The organism is Nguyenibacter vanlangensis, from assembly GCF_038719015.1.
GTDB lineage: Bacteria > Pseudomonadota > Alphaproteobacteria > Acetobacterales > Acetobacteraceae > Gluconacetobacter > Gluconacetobacter vanlangensis.
Genome location: NZ_CP152276.1, coordinates 216,329 through 232,913, shown reverse-complemented (window position 1 = coordinate 232,913; position 16,585 = coordinate 216,329). Strand labels below are relative to the sequence as shown.

At 66.4% G+C, this 16,585-nt stretch carries 14 protein-coding genes; all 14 read right to left on the bottom strand.

The window, feature by feature from the left end; genetic code table 11:
- The 14 genes from proS to AAC691_RS01035 all read right to left on the bottom strand — a co-directional run bounded on the left by proS (window position 1) and on the right by AAC691_RS01035 (window position 16,584).
- Complete coding sequence (gene proS, locus AAC691_RS01100; RefSeq protein ID WP_176639540.1) at window positions 1–1,317, bottom strand: proline--tRNA ligase; 1,317 nt, start codon at window positions 1,315–1,317, stop codon at window positions 1–3.
- 383 nt (window positions 1,318–1,700) lie between these two features.
- Window positions 1,701–3,347, bottom strand: a complete 1,647-nt coding sequence (locus AAC691_RS01095; protein WP_176639541.1) for a ribonuclease J — start codon at window positions 3,345–3,347, stop codon at window positions 1,701–1,703.
- Between the two features lie 290 nt (window positions 3,348–3,637).
- Entirely contained in the window at window positions 3,638–4,471 is an 834-nt protein-coding gene (locus AAC691_RS01090; protein ID WP_408906038.1) for a biotin--[acetyl-CoA-carboxylase] ligase, read from the bottom strand.
- Window positions 4,471–5,895 carry an NADH-quinone oxidoreductase subunit NuoN gene (nuoN, locus tag AAC691_RS01085; protein WP_342628667.1) on the bottom strand — a complete coding sequence of 475 codons (1,425 nt, stop codon included), beginning with the start codon at window positions 5,893–5,895 and terminating at the stop codon, window positions 4,471–4,473. Before nuoN ends, AAC691_RS01090 begins: the two co-directional genes overlap by 1 nt.
- 23 nt (window positions 5,896–5,918) lie before the next feature.
- Window positions 5,919–7,859, bottom strand: a complete 1,941-nt coding sequence (nuoL, locus tag AAC691_RS01080) for an NADH-quinone oxidoreductase subunit L (RefSeq protein ID WP_342628666.1) — start codon at window positions 7,857–7,859, stop codon at window positions 5,919–5,921.
- A gap of 7 nt (window positions 7,860–7,866) precedes the next feature.
- A complete protein-coding gene (gene nuoK, locus AAC691_RS01075; RefSeq protein ID WP_323990862.1) occupies window positions 7,867–8,190 on the bottom strand; it encodes an NADH-quinone oxidoreductase subunit NuoK in 324 nt (107 codons plus the stop codon).
- Window positions 8,187–8,933 (bottom strand): NADH-quinone oxidoreductase subunit J, encoded by a 747-nt coding sequence (locus tag AAC691_RS01070; protein WP_323990861.1) that lies wholly within the window; start codon window positions 8,931–8,933, stop codon window positions 8,187–8,189. Before AAC691_RS01070 ends, nuoK begins: the two co-directional genes overlap by 4 nt.
- Before the next feature lie 93 nt (window positions 8,934–9,026).
- On the bottom strand, window positions 9,027–9,515 hold the full coding sequence (gene nuoI, locus AAC691_RS01065; RefSeq protein ID WP_176639867.1) for an NADH-quinone oxidoreductase subunit NuoI: 489 nt from the start codon (window positions 9,513–9,515) through the stop codon (window positions 9,027–9,029).
- Window positions 9,515–10,540 carry an NADH-quinone oxidoreductase subunit NuoH gene (gene nuoH, locus AAC691_RS01060; RefSeq protein ID WP_176639866.1) on the bottom strand — a complete coding sequence of 342 codons (1,026 nt, stop codon included), beginning with the start codon at window positions 10,538–10,540 and terminating at the stop codon, window positions 9,515–9,517. The genes nuoI and nuoH overlap by 1 nt, the downstream gene beginning before the upstream one ends.
- 6 nt (window positions 10,541–10,546) lie before the next feature.
- Window positions 10,547–12,628 (bottom strand): NADH-quinone oxidoreductase subunit NuoG, encoded by a 2,082-nt coding sequence (gene nuoG, locus AAC691_RS01055; protein WP_342628665.1) that lies wholly within the window; start codon window positions 12,626–12,628, stop codon window positions 10,547–10,549.
- A 5-nt stretch (window positions 12,629–12,633) separates the two neighbouring features.
- Window positions 12,634–13,962, bottom strand: a complete 1,329-nt coding sequence (nuoF, locus tag AAC691_RS01050; protein ID WP_176639212.1) for an NADH-quinone oxidoreductase subunit NuoF — start codon at window positions 13,960–13,962, stop codon at window positions 12,634–12,636.
- Between the two features lie 15 nt (window positions 13,963–13,977).
- Window positions 13,978–14,640, bottom strand: coding sequence for an NAD(P)H-dependent oxidoreductase subunit E (locus AAC691_RS01045; protein WP_176639213.1), 663 nt, complete (start codon window positions 14,638–14,640; stop codon window positions 13,978–13,980).
- A gap of 5 nt (window positions 14,641–14,645) precedes the next feature.
- Window positions 14,646–15,896 (bottom strand): NADH-quinone oxidoreductase subunit D, encoded by a 1,251-nt coding sequence (locus AAC691_RS01040; RefSeq protein ID WP_342628664.1) that lies wholly within the window; start codon window positions 15,894–15,896, stop codon window positions 14,646–14,648.
- Between the two features lie 22 nt (window positions 15,897–15,918).
- Entirely contained in the window at window positions 15,919–16,584 is a 666-nt protein-coding gene (locus tag AAC691_RS01035) for an NADH-quinone oxidoreductase subunit C (RefSeq protein ID WP_342630102.1), read from the bottom strand.
- Window position 16,585: the final 1 nt, after the last annotated feature.

Sequence of the window (16,585 nt, the reverse complement as noted above, 5' to 3'; positions counted from 1 at the left end):
TCAGGCCCCGATCACCCGCGCCAGCGCCTCGTCCACCGGCAATTCGAACCGTTCGCCGTCGGCGCGGCGCTTCAGTTCCACCTTGCCGTCCTTGGCGCCGCGCGGGCCCACGATGATCTGCCAGGGATGGCCCATCAGGTCGGCATCGGCGAATTTCACCCCCGCGCGCTCGGCACGGTCGTCATACAGGAACCGGTCCGGCGCCGCGCGGTACAATTGCTCGCACAGCGCGTCGCACCCCGCGTCCCCCGGTTTCAGGTTCAGGATCGCAGCACGGAACGGCGCCACGCTCTCCGGCCAGATGATGCCGTTATCGTCATGGCTGGCCTCGATGATCGCGGCGACCAGGCGCGACACGCCGATGCCGTACGACCCCATTTCCGGGTGCAGCGGCGCGCCGTCCGGCCCGCTGACCGCGATATCCATCGACCCGGTATATTTGCGGCCGAAATGAAAGATATGCCCCACCTCGATGCCACGCCCCTCGCGCCGGCGCTCGGCGGGCACGCCGGCCCAGGCGGCCTCGTCATGCTTCTCGTCGGTGGCGGCGTAGAACGAGGTCATGCGGCTGAAGAACGCCGCCAGCGAATCGCGGTCGGCGATGTCCACCGGCTCGGACAGCCAGTCCTGCTCCTCGAACGCCCCGTCGAAGAACACGCCGCTTTCGCCGGTCGGCGCCAGGATCAGGAATTCATGGCTCAGCTCGCCGCCGATCGGGCCGGTATCGGCCACCATCGGGATCGCCTTTACCCCCAGGCGCTGGAAGGTGCGCAGATAGGCCAGCATCATCCGCCGATAGGTATCGACCGCCGAATCGTAATCGGCGTCGAAGCTGTAGGCATCCTTCATCAGGAACTCACGCCCGCGCATCACCCCGAATCGCGGCCGCACCTCGTCGCGGAACTTCCACTGGATATGGTACAGCACCTGCGGCAGCTCACGGTACGACTTCACCACCTGGCCGAACAGGTCGGTGATCATTTCCTCATTGGTCGGCCCGTACAGCAATTCGCGCTCGTGCCTATCCTGGATGCGCAGCATCTCGGGACCATAGGCATCGTAGCGGTCCGACCGCCGCCACAATTCCGCCGGCTGGATGGTGGGCATCAGCAATTCCTGCGCGCCGATCGCATCCTGCTCCTCGCGCACGATCTGGCCGATATTGCGCAGCACGCGCAAGCCGGCCGGCAGCCACGCATAGATCCCGGCCGCCGTCTGGCGAATCAGCCCGGCCCGCAGCATCAGGCGGTGCGAGATGACCTGCGCCTCGGCAGGATTCTCCTTGAGAGTCGGCAGGAAGCCGCGGGACAGACGCATACCGATATCAACCTCGAAAAACCGGCCACCGGCCGGGCGGATCGTGGAAAGGTAAGACGAATACGCCAGAACCCGCCATTCCGCCACGGGCCGCGCACACGGGCGCGCAAACAGGCGCATAAAACGAACAACGAAGTGTGAAGCCCGTCTCCGCGCCAACCCGTTCAACAAAGGCGTGAGGCAGGTGACAGGCCCGAACGGGGCTCCTACAGTCCCCGCTGTCTGATCCGGTCGTCACAGGCACCGGGTTTAGGGAAGGAAAAAACGTCCGGGAACGGCAGGAGGCGCCATGCACCTCCTGCCGTAATCCTTTCAGCCCCCCGCGTTCAGCTCCTCGACAGACACGCCGGCCTGTCAGATGCGCCGGCTTGCACCACGACCGCTCAGACGCGCAGCAGATGCACGTCCACCAGGGGTCGCTTCTGCAGCTTGCGCCCCAGCGCGCGGCGCAGCGCGGTCTTCGCCGCCTCGCGGAAGGTCGTATCGTCCTGGCGCAGCTCGTCGGGAATCTCGTCCAGCGCGTCGCCGAACTCCTCGGTCATGCGCACGGTCTCGGGATCCTCGGGGTCCAGCAGGCCCGGCGCGCTCACCTTCGGATCGCCGATCAGATAGCCTTCGTCATCCACCGCGAAACTGCCGATGACCATGCCGTTGAACAGCATGCGCCGACGCGCCGCCAGCACCCCGCCATTCATCGGCAGCAGCCGTCCGCCATCCAGCACCAGCCGGCCGGTCTGCGCGGTATCGACCACTTCGACCACACCCGGGGACAGGTTCAGGATGTCGCCGTCTTCCAGCAGGATCGGCGACACGCCCTTCTCCCGCGCGATCGCGGCGTTGGCCGTCAGGTGGCGCCATTCGCCATGCACCGGCACGGCAAAACGCGGCCGCACCAGGTCGAACAGGCGACGCACGTCACCGCCCGTCGCATGGCCCGACACATGCACCAGATGGTCGCGGTCGGTCAGCACCCGCACGCCCCGGCGGGTCAGGTTATCCTGCACCTGCATGACCGCCTGCTCGTTCCCCGGGATCATGCGGCTGCTGTAGATCACGGTATCCCCCTCGCCCAGCGAGATATTGGGATGCGTGTCGCCCGCGATGCGCGACAGGGCCGAACGCGGCTCGCCCTGGCTGCCGGTGATGATCATCACCACCTCGTCGTCCGGCAGCGTGTGCGCCTCCTGCTCGGACAGGAAGGGCGGCACATCGGCCAGATAGCCGCATTCCCGCGCCGCCACGTCCAGGTTGCGCAGCGACCGTCCCACGATCACCACCGAACGGCCGGCGGCCTGCGCCGCCTTGGCGATGGTTTCCACCCGCGCCACGTTGCTGGCGAAGCAGGTCACCGCGACCCGCCCGCGCAACGACCCGATCAGATCGGTCATGCCGCGCCGCACATCGGATTCCGACGCCGACGGGCCCTCGGTCATCACGTTGGTGCTGTCGCAGACCAGGGCCAGCACGCCCTCGTTGCCCACCGCCTCCAGCGCCGCCACGTCGGTCGGCGGCCCGACCATCGGGTTGGGGTCGAACTTCCAGTCGCCGGTATGCACCACATTGCCGTGCGGGGTCCGCAGCACCAGCGCCTGCGCCTCGGGCACCGAATGGGTCACCGGGATGAAGCGCAGGTCGAACGGCCCGACCGTGAAGGCGCCGCCGGGGGCGATGGTGACGATCTTCACGTGATGCTGCAGATGCGCCTCGCCCAGCTTGCGGCGCAGCACGGCGGCGGCGAACGGGGTGGCATAAACCGGGCAGTTCAGGCGCGGCCACAGATGAGCCACCGCCCCCAGATGGTCCTCATGCGCATGGGTGATCACCAGCCCGGCCAGATCCGTCTTGCGCTCGACGATAAAGGCCGGGTCCGGCATCAGGATCTCGGCCTCGGGCGTATCGTTGCCGCTGAAACCGATCCCGCAATCTACCGCCAGCCATGTGGTCCCCAGGCGATAGAGGTTGAAATTCATACCGATCTCGCCCGTTCCGCCCAGGGGCAGAAAGGCCAGACCATCCGTCACGTCCTGCATACTCGATCCTTCAGTCTTCCAGTCGCTCTCAACATCTGGGCCCTATGGCCCGAACCCGTCGCGGACATCGCCCATGTCCGCCTGACCATGTCGCCCCCGGGGAAACGCCTCCAGAAAGGCGCCCTCAGGGGCATGCCTCCGTCGGAGGCGATCCCACGTCCGGCCGGCGCCAGACCCGGTCGGAGCCGGACAATCCATGTCCGCTCGACGACCGGCCCGCCCCATGGCCGTCCAAAACCCTCGGACGCGCAGCGCGTCCCATAGCAACAACCGTCCGGCCGGCCGCCGGTTCAATCCCCGTCCGCCGCCCGACGCGCACCGTCCCGTGTCCCGCTTGTCCCCGGCGCCGCGGCGCCGGGCTCCAGCAGCAGGATCTCGCCGGTGGAAATCCGTCTCTGCCCGCCGGCACAGCGCAACAGAAGCATCCCCTGCGCGTCCAGGCCGTCGAACGAACCTTCTACCTGCCCGCTTTCCCCGCGTACCACAAGCCCGGTGCCCACCGGATGCGCGCGCGCCAGCCATGCCGCGCGCACCGGCTCAAAGCCTCCGCCGCCGCAGACCGCCATCCACGCATCCAATTCGCGGCAGATCGCGCGCGCCACGTCCTCGGGCGCGGGGGGGGGGCCGAAATCGGCCACGCAGGCCAGCTCGCGCCCCGGCACGACCGGGGCGGCACGCAGATTGGCGCCGAAACCGATCACCATCCAGCGCCCCGACCGACCCTCGCCGCTTTCGATCAGGATGCCGGCCATCTTGCGCCCACCCAGCAGCAGGTCGTTCGGCCATTTCAGGCGCAGCAGCGCCGGATCGCGGATCCAGGGTGCGATGGCCCCATGAAATGCCAGCCCGGCGATGAAGGGCCACAACCCGACCGGCCACGCCGCAACGCCCTCCGGCCGCAACAGGACCGAAAAGGCCAGATTGCCGCCCGGATCCTGCCATTCGCGTCCCCGGCTGCCACGCCCCCGCGTCTGCCGCCTGGCCAGCACGGCCAGCCCCGCCGCCTCGCCCCGCGCGGCACGCGCCAGGCACAGATCCGACGTCGAATCCAATGAATCATGGATCTCCAGCCGCCACGCCGTCCCGCCGGACGGCGCGGGCGGCCGGGGCAAGCCGGCCGCCATCACCTGAACAGGGCCAGGGCCGCCGCCTGCGCCGCACTCGAAACCGGTCCCCATACCAGCAGGAAGCAGACCGTCGCCACCCCCGTCCCCACCGACAGGAAGGACAGCGACAGCGGTCGCCGGTCGAAGGACGGCGCGCCATCCTCGAAGAACATCACCTTGACCACGCGAACATAATAATAGGCCCCGATCACGCTGCTGACCACACCGGCCAGCACCAGGACATGGAGATGGGCATTCAGCGCGGCATAGAACACCATCATCTTGCCGAAAAATCCGGCCAGCGGCGGCAGCCCGGCCATGCTGAGCATGAAGATCGCCATGGCCATCGCCAGGCCCGGGTCCGTCCGGCCCAGACCGGACAGGTCGGAAATTGCGGTCAGGCCGCGCCCCTTGCGCTGCATGGCGACGATCACGGCAAAGGCGCCGACATTCATCAGCAGGTAGGTGGCCAGATAGACCAGCGTTCCGCGCATCCCCTCGGGCGTGCCGGCGCACAGCCCCATCAGGGCATATCCCATATGGCCGATCGACGAATAGGCCATCAGCCGCTTGATGTCCTTCTGCGGAATCGCCGCCACCGCGCCGAACAGCATCGACAGGATCGCGATCGCCTCGACCAGCATCCGCCATTGCGGCGCCACATGGCCGAACGGCCCGGCCATCACCCGCAGCAGCAGCGCGAACGCCGCGAATTTCGGCGCGCCCGCCATGAACGCCGTCACCGAGGTCGGCGCCCCCTGATAGACGTCGGGCGTCCACATATGGAACGGCACCGCCGACAATTTGAAGGTCAGGCCCGCCAGCATGAACACGATGCCGAACATCAGCCCCAGCGGCACCGCGCCCTCGGCGCCCAGCGCCTGCTGGATGGCGCCGTATTCCATGGTCCCGGCAAAGCCATAGACCAGCGCCGAGCCATAGAGCAGCAGGCCCGACGCCAGCGACCCCAGCACGAAATATTTCAGCCCGGCTTCGGCCCCCGCCACCTCGTCCCGCGCGAAGGCGCACAGGATGTAGATCGCCAGCGACGACAATTCCAGCCCGATGAACAGGGTCATCAGGTTGCCCGAGGACGCCATCATCATGGTGCCCAGGGTCGAGAACAGCAGCAGCACCGGAAATTCGAACCGCTCGACCTTCATCGCGCGCGCATGGCCCACCGTCAGCATGGTGGCCAGCGCCCCGCCCGCCAGGCTCAGGATCTTCATGAAGCGGGCGAAGTCGTCATTGACGAAGATATGGTTGTATCCCACCCCGTCCGGCGTGGTCAGGACCAGGAACCCCGTCACCACGAAGGACGCGATCGTCAGCATCGCGCAGGACAGGAAAGGCTGCGCCTTCGTCTGCACCACGCCGAAGACCAGGATCGCAAGGCCGCAGCACGCCAGGACGATTTCCGGCAGAGCAAGTGTCCAGTTCATCGCTTACACCCGTTTCCCGGAGATCAGTGGATAATCAGCAGGGTCGAGACCAGCACCACCAGCCCGATCAGCATCGTGAACGCGTAGATGGCGATCGACCCGGTCTGCGTGCGCACCGCCTGCGCCGCGGTGCCGGCGGTCACGCGCGCCAGCCCGGCGGGTATGGCCTCGATCACCCCTTCATCCGCGCCCTTCCACAACAGGCGCGCCAGCGCCTGATAGGGCCGGATGAAGATGCGGTCATATAATTCGTCGAAATACCATTTGTTCAGCAGGAACAGGTACAGCGGCCGCATGCCGCGCGCCAGGCCGGCCGGGATCGCCGGACGGGCCACATAGCACAGATAGGCCACGGCAATCCCCGCGATCCCCGCGATGCTGGGCACCAGCGCGATCAGTTCCGGCGTCTGCTCCAGGGTCGCGATCACCGTGTCGCCCGGCGCGTTCACGATCGCCCCGGCCCAGAAATCCGCCTGCCCGGCCCCGACATAATGCGGCGCCAGCAGCAGGCCGGCCAGCGCGGCCCCCAGCCCCAGCAGCACCAGCGGCAGCGTCATCGATAGCGGGCTTTCATGCGCGCCCTCGTAGAGATGCGCATCGCGCGGCGTACCGTGAAAGACCAGGAACAACAGCCGCCAGCTATACAGCGCCGTCAGGAAGGCCGTGATGCAGCCCAGCACCCAGCCATAGAAGCCCAGGCCGCTATGCGCCATCCAGGCCGCTTCCAGGATCGCGTCCTTCGACCAGTAGCCGGCGAAGGGGAAAATCCCCGCCAGCGCCAGGCTGCCCGCCCACATCGCGCCATAGGTCAGCGGAATCTTCTTCCACAGCCCGCCCATGCGGAACATGTCCTGCTCGTCATGCACGGCATGGATGACCGATCCCGCTCCCAGGAACAGCAGCGCCTTGAAGAAGGCATGCGTCGTCAGATGGAACATCGACGCCTGATAGGCCCCGACCCCGGCCGCCATGAACATATAGCCCAGTTGCGAGCAGGTCGAATAGGCGATGGTCCGCTTGATGTCCGGCTGCACCAGCCCGACGGTGGCGGCGAAGAAGCAGGTCGTCGCCCCGATGAACAGGATGAAATCCTTGGTATAGGGCGCGAATTCCACCAGCGGCGACATGCGCGCCATCAGGAACACCCCGGCGGTGACCATGGTCGCCGCATGGATCAGCGCGGAAACCGGCGTCGGGCCTTCCATCGCGTCCGGCAGCCAAGTGTGCAGGAACAATTGCGCCGACTTGCCCATGGCACCGATGAACAGCAGCGTGCAGATCACCTCATAGACCCGATGGGTGCCGAACAGGTGATAGACGTCGTCGCCATGCGCCGGCACCAGGGCGAAGATATTATCATAGGTGACGGAACCGAATTCCACGAACAGCAGGGCCACCCCTACCAGGAAGAACAGGTCGGCCACGCGATTGACCACGAATGCCTTGATCGCCGCGTCGTTCGCGCTGGGCCGGTCGTACCAGTATCCGATCAGCAGATAGCTGGCCAACCCCACCCCTTCCCAGCCGAAGAACAGCTGGATCAGGTCGTTGGACGTCACCAGCATCAGCATGGCGAAGGTGAACAGCGACAGGTACGAGAAGAAGCGATAGGTCGGGACCTTCTCGTGCCCCATGTAGCCGGTGCTGTAGATATGCACCAAGGCCGACACGCAGCCGACCATCGCCACCATCGACAGCGACAGCGTATCCATCCGCAGCGTCCAGGCGGCATGGAAATTGCCCGCGCGGATCCAGTCGGCCAGGGACACCACGGCGGGCGTGCCGCCGGCATGCAGCGCGGCGTACAGCGCGCCGATGCCGCAGCCCGCCGAGACGACCATCAGCACGGTGGTCAGGGCCTGCGCGACCCTGTCGCCCGTCACCCGGCCGAACAGGCCCGCGACGGCCGAACCGAACAGCGGGGCAAGAACCGCGATCTCGAAAAGGTTGGATGCCGTTTCCATGATCCGCTCACCCCTTCATCATGCTGATGTCTTCGACCTCGATCGATCCGCGATTGCGGAAATAGACCGTTACGATCGCCAGGCCGATCGCGGATTCCGCCGCTGCGATGGTCAGGACGAACAAGGTGAAGACCTGCCCGGACAGATCGCCGAGCGCCGAGGAAAACGCGACGAAATTCAGGTTCGCCGACAGCAGGATCAACTCGATCGACATCAGGATGATGATGACGTTCTTGCGGTTCAGGAAAATCCCGAACACGCCCAGAACCAGCAGGACGGCACTGACCGCCAGATACGGCCCGATGCCGATGCTTCCCAAACCGCCGTTCACCGCGCCGCTCCTTCCTGGTCCGCAGCGCCTTCGGCCCGCGTCGCCGCCTCCGGCGCGATCTCGTCCGTCACGCCGTACGATCCGGGAACGGAGGCAATGAAATAGGACTCCTTCGGCCGCAGGAATCCCCCGTTGCCGATCACCCCTCCGCCCAGCGGCAGGGCCATCATCTCCAGCGATTCCGTCGCGGTGCGTGCATGCTGGCGCTCGATATTCTGCCGCCGCCCCATCGGCCGCTCGCGCAGGGTCAGCACGATCGCCCCGATCATCGCGACCAGCAGCACCAGCCCGCAGGCCTGGAACAGGAAGACATAGTGCGTGTAAAGCACGTCACCCAGCGCGGCCGTGTTGCTCCGCCCCGGCGCCGGCACCAGATGGCCGATCGCGCCGATCTGCGACGCGACCCGCCAATGGCCGAAGGCCAGCACCAACTCCGCCAGCAGCACCCCGCCCACCGCGGCCCCGAACGGTGCATAACGCTGCAGCCCCTCGCGCATTTCGGTGAAGCGCACATCCAGCATCATGACGACGAACAGGAACAGCACCGCCACCGCGCCGACATAGACGATGACCAGGATCATCGCCAGAAACTCGGCCCCCGCGACCAGGAACAGCCCCGCGGCGTTGAAGAAGGCCAGGATCAGGAACAGTACCGAATGGACCGGGTTGCGGGCGCTGACCACCATCCCGGCCGACAGGACCAGCACCGTCGCAAATACATAGAAGACGATTTGGGTCATCATCCGTGACCTTCCTGCCGCATGGCTCTTTCCTCCTGCCGCCGCCGCGCGCCGCGCCGTCCCGCCGGGACCGGCACGATCGCCGGGCCGGACCTCTCAGCGATAAGGCGCATCGAGCTCCAGCCGCCGCGCCAGCACGCTTTCCCAGCGATCGCCGTTGGCCAGCAGCTTTTCCTTGTTGTACATCAGCTCTTCGCGCGTCTCGGTCGCGAATTCATAGTTCGGGCCTTCGACGATCGCATCGACGGGGCACGCTTCCTCGCACAGCCCGCAATAGATGCATTTCGTCATGTCGATGTCATAGCGCGTGGTGCGCCGCGACCCGTCCTCGCGCGGCTCGGCCTCGATCGTGATCGCCTCGGCGGGGCAGGTCGCCTCGCACAATTTGCAGGCGATGCACCGCTCCTCGCCGTTCGGATAGCGGCGCAGCGCATGCTCGCCGCGAAAGCGCGGCGACAGCGGCCCCTTTTCATAAGGGTAGTTGATCGTGGCCTTGGGCTTGAAGAACGCCTTCAAGGTCGCCCCCATGCCGGCCACCAGCTCGGCCAGCAGGAAGGAGCGGACAGTCCGGTCCAGATATCCCATCAGCTCGCTCCTCCCTGGGGCAGCAGCCCGGTCGCCATCAGGAAGCCTGCCGTCAGCACCATCCAGACCAGCGAGAACGGAAGGAACACCTTCCATCCCAGCCGCATCAACTGGTCATAGCGGTAGCGCGGAAACGTCGCGCGCACCCAGATGAAGACGAACAGGCAGAACAGGATTTTCGCGATCAGCCACAGCGGCCCCGGAATCCAGGTAAAGGGCGCGATCCCGACCGGCGGCAGCCAGCCGCCCAGGAACAGGATGCTGACCATTCCCGACATCAGGAACATGTTGGCATATTCGCCCAGGAAGAAGAGACCGAAGGCCAGCGCCGAATATTCGACGAAGAACCCGGCCACCAGCTCGCTCTCGCCCTCGGGCAGGTCGAACGGCGCGCGATTGGTTTCCGCCAGCGCCGAGATGAAGAAGACGATGAACATCGGAAACATCGGCAGGCAGAACCAGACATGCCGCTGCGCCAGCACGATGTCGTTCAAATTCAGGCTGCCGACCGCCAGCAGCACCGACACGATCACCAGCCCGATCGACACTTCGTACGACACCATCTGCGCGGCCGAGCGCAGCCCGCCCAGGAAGGCGTATTTGGAATTCGACGCCCACCCCGCGATCAGGATGCCGTAGACCCCCAGCGAGGAAATCGCCAGCAGGTACAGCACGCCCACATTGATGTTCGCGACTGCCCAGCCATTGTTGGTGGGAATGACCGCCCAGGCCACCATGGCCAGCGAAAAGGTCAGAAAGGGCGCGAACAGAAACAGAAACCGGTTGGCACCCGCCGGTATGACCGTCTCCTTGGTGATCATCTTGATCGCGTCGGCAAAGGCCTGCAGCATGCCGAACGGGCCGTTCACGTTCGGCCCCTTGCGCAGTTGCATCGCCGCCATCACCTTGCGCTCGGCCAGGGTCAGATACGCCACCCCCAGCAGCAGCGGCACCAGAACGGCCAGCGCCTCCAGTACGGTCAGGATCACCTGGCCGATCAGTGTGTGCAGAAAGAAATGCGCCACGTCGCCCTACTCCGCCGCCTCGATCCCGGGTTGGATCCCGGCATGGACATAGATCCGCGAACATTCGCCCATCGTCGGGCTGGCCCGACAGATCGGATTGGTCTGGTAATAATCGTCGAATATCGGGCGGAACGGCGCGCCCGATACGCCCCGCGCCTCGCCCGCCGGACCGCCCAGGCCGGTGACGTCCACCGCCTCGACACCGCCGATCACGCGGAAGACCGGATTGGCCAGCGCCATCCGCTCGCGCAGCGCCTCCAGCGTGTCATAGGGCAGAGTCTTGCCCACCACTTCGGAAAATGCCCGCAGAATCCGCCAATCTTCCCGCGCGTCGCCCGGCGGCATCACCGCGCGGAACGTGCGCTGCACGCGCCCCTCGGTATTCACGTACGTGCCGGATTTCTCGGCGAAACTCGCCCCCGGCAGAATCACGTCGGCCCGCGCCGCCGCCGCATCGCCATGATGGCCCTGATAGATCACGAAGGTCTCCGGCCCGATCCGCGCGGTATGGAACTCGTCCGCCCCCAGCAGCCACAGCACGTCGACCCCGCCGCTCATCATGCCCGCGGCGCTGCGCCCGCCCGGCCCGGGCACCAGGCCCAGATCCAGCCCCGCCACGCGGCCGGCCGCATGATGCAGCACGTTGAACCCGTTCCACCCGGCGCCGACCGCGCCGACCTCCCGCGCCAGCGCCCAGCACGCCGCCAGGATCGCGCGCGCATCGTCGCGCACCAGCGCGCCGTGGCCCAGAATGATCATCGGCCGCTTCGCCGCCTTCAGCGTCCCGGCAAACGGATGGCTGCCATCCAGCAGGCCCGCCAGCACGGCGGGCCCGTCGCCCAGCACCTGCGCCTGATAGGTCGGATCGGCCGTCGGCACGCCGATCATGCCGATCGGGAATCCCCCGCGCCCGGCTGCCAGGAAGCGCTTGCGGATCCGCGCGTTCAGCACCGGCGCCTCCTGGCGCGGGATCGACCCCACGATCAGCAGCGCGTCCGCCTCCTCGATCCCGGCGATGGTGCTGCCGAACGTGTAATAGGCCCGGCTGGACAGATCGTACTCCGCCCCATCCTGCCGGCAATCGATATTCTTCGACCCCAGCGCCGTCAGCAGGTCCTTCAGCGCCATCATGCTTTCGGCGTCGCACAGATCGCCGGCAATGGCGCCGATCCGCTCGCCCGCCACGCCGTCCAGCCGGCGGCCGATGGCCACGAACGCATCCTGCCAGGATACGGGCTGCAGCTTGCCGTGCACCCGCACCCACGGCCGGTCCAGCCGGCGATGCTTCAGCCCGTCGACCGAAAACCGCCCCTTGTCCGCCAGCCATTCCTCGTTCACCGCGTCATTGACGCGCGGCACGATGCGCAGCACCGCGCTGCCGCGGACATGCAGGCCGATATTGGTGCCGACCGCGTCGGACACGTCGATGGAATCGGTGCGCTTCAACTCCCACGGCCGCGCCACGAAGGCATAGGGCTTGGACGTCAGCGCCCCCACCGGGCAGATATCGATCAGGTTGCCCGACAATTCCGATGTCAGCGCCTTCTCGACATAGTTGGTGATTTCCATGTTTTCGCCGCGCGACACGGCGCCCAGTTCCGGCACGCCGGCAATCTCGGTCGCGAAGCGCACGCAGCGCGTGCACTGGATGCAGCGCGTCATCACCGTCTTGACCAGCGGGCCGAGATATTTGTCCGTCACCGCCCGCTTGGCTTCCTGGTAGCGCGAATGATCCGCGCCATAGCCGAACGCCTGGTCCTGCAGGTCGCATTCGCCGCCCTGGTCGCAGATCGGGCAATCCAGCGGATGGTTGATCAGCAGGAACTCCATCACCGCGCGCCGCGCCTTGCGCACGATGTCGGTGTCGGTCAGGATTTCCATCCCCTCCGCCACCGGAAACCCGCAGGACGCCACGGGCTTGGGCGCACGCACCACCTGCACCAGGCACATGCGGCAATTGCCCGCGACCGACAGCCGCTCATGAAAACAGAAACGCGGGATTTCCTTCCCCGCCGCCTCGCACGCCTGCAGCGCGCTGGACCCGTTGGGGACCTCGACCTGGATCCCGTCGACGGTAACCTTCACCATCGCCCCTACTCCGCCGCCACCGGAATGCGTGCCTGCGCCGGCACCTGCGTGATCCGCCCGCCATGGGCTGCCTTGTAGGCCCGGATCCGCTCCTCCATCACCGGGCGGAAATGGCGGATCAGACCCTGGATCGGCCACGCCGCCGCATCGCCCAGGGCGCAGATCGTGTGCCCCTCGACCTGGCGCGTCACCTGCTCCAGCATATCGATCTCGTCGATCTCGGCCCGCCCCTCGACCATGCGCTGCATCACCCGCATCATCCAGCCTGTGCCCTCGCGGCACGGCGTGCACTGGCCGCAGCTCTCATGCTTGAAGAATTGCGAAAACCGGGCGATCGCGCGGACGATGTCGGTCGATTTGTCCATGACGATCATGCAGGCCGTGCCCAGCCCCGACCGCTCGGCGCGCAGGCTGTCATAATCCATCAGCACGGTTTCGCAGACCGATGCCGGCAGCACCGGCACCGAACAGCCGCCCGGAATCACCGCCAGCAGATTGTCCCATCCGCCGCGCACCCCGCCGCCATGTTTCTCGATGATCTCCTTCAGCGGCACCCCCAATTCCTCTTCGAACACGCAGGGCGTGTTCACATGGCCCGAAATGGCCATCAGTTTGGTGCCGGCATTGTTCGGCCGGCCCAGCGAGGAAAACCACGTCGCCCCGCGCCGCAGGATCGTCGACGCCACGGCGATGCTCTCGACATTGTTCACCGTTGTCGGACAGCCATACAGGCCCATCGCCGCCGGGAATGGCGGCTTCATGCGCGGCTGGCCCTTCTTGCCCTCCAGGCTCTCCAGCAGCGCCGTCTCCTCGCCGCAGATATAGGCCCCGGCCCCCCGATGGATGTGGAAATCGAAATCCCAGCCCGATCCGGCCGCATTCCTGCCGATCAGCCCGGCCGCATAGGCCTCGTCGATCGCCATCTGCAGATGCCGCGCCTCGTTGTAGAACTCGCCGCGAATATAGATATAGGCCGTGTGCGCCCCCATCGCGAAGGACGCGATCAGCGCGCTTTCGATCAGCTTGTGCGGCTCGTGGCGCAGGATCTCGCGATCCTTGCAGGTCCCGGGCTCGGACTCGTCGCCATTGATGACCAGGTAATGCGGCCGCCCGTCCGAAGCCTTGGGCATGAACGACCATTTCACGCCGGTCGGAAATCCCGCCCCGCCCCGCCCGCGCAGGCCCGACGCCTTCATCTCATTGACGATCGCATCGCGCCCGCGCGCCAGGATCTCGGCCGTATTGTCCCAGTCCCCGCGCTGGCGGGCGCCGGCCAGGCGCCAATCAAGCTGGCCGTACAGGTTGGTGAAGATCCGGTCCTTGTCCTGCAGCATCCCCGTCTCTCCCGCTCAGCCCAGATTCGCCGGATGGTCCGCCGCATGGTCCGCGGGACTGTCCGTCAGCGTCTTGCGTCCACCCGCGGGCGCCGAGCCCATGCGGTCGATGCGCGGGCCCGACGCGGGGCGCTCCCCACGCCGCAGCGCCTCGATCAGTTCGATCGTGCGCGGCCCGTCCAGATCCTCGTAATAATCGTCATCCACCTGCAGGATCGGCGCGTTGGCACACGCCCCCAGGCATTCGACCTCGGTCAGGGTGAACAGCCCGTCCGCGCTGGACTGGCCGAAGGCCGAAATGCCGGTCGCCTCCTTGCAGGCCGCGACCACCTCGTCCGACCCGCGCAGCCAGCACGAGGTCGTGGTACAGACCTGCAGATGATGGCGCCCGATCGGGCGGGTATTGAACATCAGGTAGAAGGTCGCGACCTCATAGACGCGGATCGGCGCGACCTCCAGCCGACGGGCGATCTCGTCCATCGCCGCGCGTGGCACCCAGGCGCTGCCGGTCTGCCGGCCCATCTGCTTCTGCGCGACATACAGCAGCGGCAGCGTGCCGCTGGCCTTCCGCTCGGCCGGATATTTCGCCAGGATCGCCGCGATCTGCGCCTCGCTCTCGGCATCGAAGGCGAAGCTGTCGGGCTGCGCGATCTGGTCAATGGGGGAATGAGCGGACATCTCTTTCACCTGTCAATCTCACCGAACACCAGGTCGAGCGATCCGATGATCGCCACCGCGTCCGCCAGCATGTGCCGGCGCGACATCTCGTCGATCGCCTGCAGATGGGCAAATCCGGTGGGCCGGATCTTGCATCGATAGGGCCGGTTGCTGCCGTCCGCGACCAGATAGACCCCGAATTCGCCCTTGGGACTCTCGACCGCGGTATAGGTCGCCCCCGGCGGCACGTGGTACCCTTCGGTGAACAGCTTGAAATGATGGATCAGCGCCTCCATCGACCGCTTCATCTCGCGGCGCGGCGGCGGCGTGATCTTGTGATCCTGGATCTTGACCGGGCCAGGTTTCATCTGCGCCAGGCACTGCTCGACGATGCGCACGCTCTCGCGCATCTCGGCCACCCGGACCAGATAGCGGTCATAGCAATCGCCCTGACGGGTGACCGGGATGTTGAATTCGACCTTGTCGTAATTGTCATAAGGCTGTGCGCGGCGCAGGTCCCATGGCACGCCCGACGCCCGCAGGCACGGCCCGCTGAACCCCCAGGCCAGCGCCTGCTCGGTGGTGAACACGCCGATCCCCACCGTGCGCTGCTTCCAGATCCGGTTATTGGTCAGCAGCGATTCCAGATCGTCGATCCAGGCGGGGAATTGCCGCGCCCATTCGGCGATCCGTTCCTCCAGCCCGGCCGGCAGGTCGCGCGCGACACCGCCGGGGCGGAAATAATTGGCGTGGAACCGCGCGCCCGACGCGGCCTCATAGAACTCGATCAGCTTCTCGCGTTCCTCGTACCCCCACAGGGCCGGGGTCAGCGCGCCGCAATCCAGTCCGAACGATGTCAGGTTCAGGATATGGTTCAGGATGCGCGTCAGCTCGGCGAACATCACCCGAATCCATTTCGCGCGGTCCGGGATCTCGATCCCCAGCAGCTTCTCGGTCGCCAGCGCGAAAGCCTGCTCCTCGCACATCGGCGAGACGTAATCCAGCCGGTCGAAATAAGGCAGCGCCTTGGGATAGGTCTTGTATTCGATCAGCTTCTCGGTGCCGCGATGCAGCAGCCCGATATGCGGTATCGCGCGGGCGACGACCTCGCCCTCCATCTCCAGCACCAGACGCAGCACGCCATGGGCCGACGGATGCTGCGGGCCGAAATTCAGCGCGTGTGAATCGATTTCCACCGTCCGCGCGCCCGGCGCCGGCACGCCGCCGCCCGGCTGCAGGCTTTCCGGAATATCCTCGTGAAGGACAATGTCGCTCATCGGTCGCCTCCCTTCACCCCGGTCATCGCGGCAGCTTCAGCCCCTGGCGGGTCTCGTGCGCCTTCTCGTCGCCCGGCAGGGTCAGGATGCCCTCCCACGGCGATTCGAAATCGAAATTGCGAAAATCCTGGGTCAGCTTCACCGGCTCATAGACCACCTGGCGCCGGTCCTCGTCGTACCGCATCTCGACATAGCCGGTCAGCGGGAAGTCCTTGCGCAGCGGATGCCCCTCGAATCCGTAATCGGTCAGGATTCGCCGCAGATCCGGCTGGCCCGAGAACAGCACGCCGAACAAATCGTAGCATTCGCGCTCCCACCAGGTCGCCGACGGCCATAAAAGGTGGACCGACGGCACGGGGCTGGTCTCGTCGGTGGTGACGACCACCCGGATCCGGTGGTTGTGCGAAACCGACAGCAAATTGTAGACGACCTCGAATCGCTCCGCCCGCTCGGGGTAATCGACCCCGCACAGATCCATCATCTGCTCGCAGGCATAGCGCGGATCGTCGCGCAGCATCTCCATCAGCCCGATCAGCCGCGCGCGGCTGGTCCGCACCACCAGTTCGCCCCCCTCGATCGCGGCGGAATGGATGCCCGGCACCGCGGTGGACAGCGTGAAGGCCAGCGCCCCCAGATTGCCGCGCGCCAAGGCGGCGGACGCGGCGGCGCCCGTCAGGTCACGTCCGATG

What these genes read in the sequence shown, in the direction of transcription:
- proS (WP_176639540.1), bottom strand. Translation starts at nt 1,317, where the DNA reads ATGCGTCTGTCCCGCGGCTTCCTGCCGACTCTCAAGGAGAATCCTGCC.
- AAC691_RS01095 (WP_176639541.1), bottom strand. Translation starts at nt 3,347, where the DNA reads ATGCAGGACGTGACGGATGGTCTGGCCTTTCTGCCCCTGGGCGGAACG.
- AAC691_RS01090 (WP_408906038.1), bottom strand. Translation starts at nt 4,471, where the DNA reads ATGGCGGCCGGCTTGCCCCGGCCGCCCGCGCCGTCCGGCGGGACGGCG.
- nuoN (WP_342628667.1), bottom strand. Translation starts at nt 5,895, where the DNA reads ATGAACTGGACACTTGCTCTGCCGGAAATCGTCCTGGCGTGCTGCGGC.
- nuoL (WP_342628666.1), bottom strand. Translation starts at nt 7,859, where the DNA reads ATGGAAACGGCATCCAACCTTTTCGAGATCGCGGTTCTTGCCCCGCTG.
- AAC691_RS01070 (WP_323990861.1), bottom strand. Translation starts at nt 8,933, where the DNA reads ATGATGACCCAAATCGTCTTCTATGTATTTGCGACGGTGCTGGTCCTG.
- nuoI (WP_176639867.1), bottom strand. Translation starts at nt 9,515, where the DNA reads ATGGGATATCTGGACCGGACTGTCCGCTCCTTCCTGCTGGCCGAGCTG.
- nuoG (WP_342628665.1), bottom strand. Translation starts at nt 12,628, where the DNA reads ATGGTGAAGGTTACCGTCGACGGGATCCAGGTCGAGGTCCCCAACGGG.
- nuoF (WP_176639212.1), bottom strand. Translation starts at nt 13,962, where the DNA reads ATGCTGCAGGACAAGGACCGGATCTTCACCAACCTGTACGGCCAGCTT.
- AAC691_RS01045 (WP_176639213.1), bottom strand. Translation starts at nt 14,640, where the DNA reads ATGTCCGCTCATTCCCCCATTGACCAGATCGCGCAGCCCGACAGCTTC.
- AAC691_RS01040 (WP_342628664.1), bottom strand. Translation starts at nt 15,896, where the DNA reads ATGAGCGACATTGTCCTTCACGAGGATATTCCGGAAAGCCTGCAGCCG.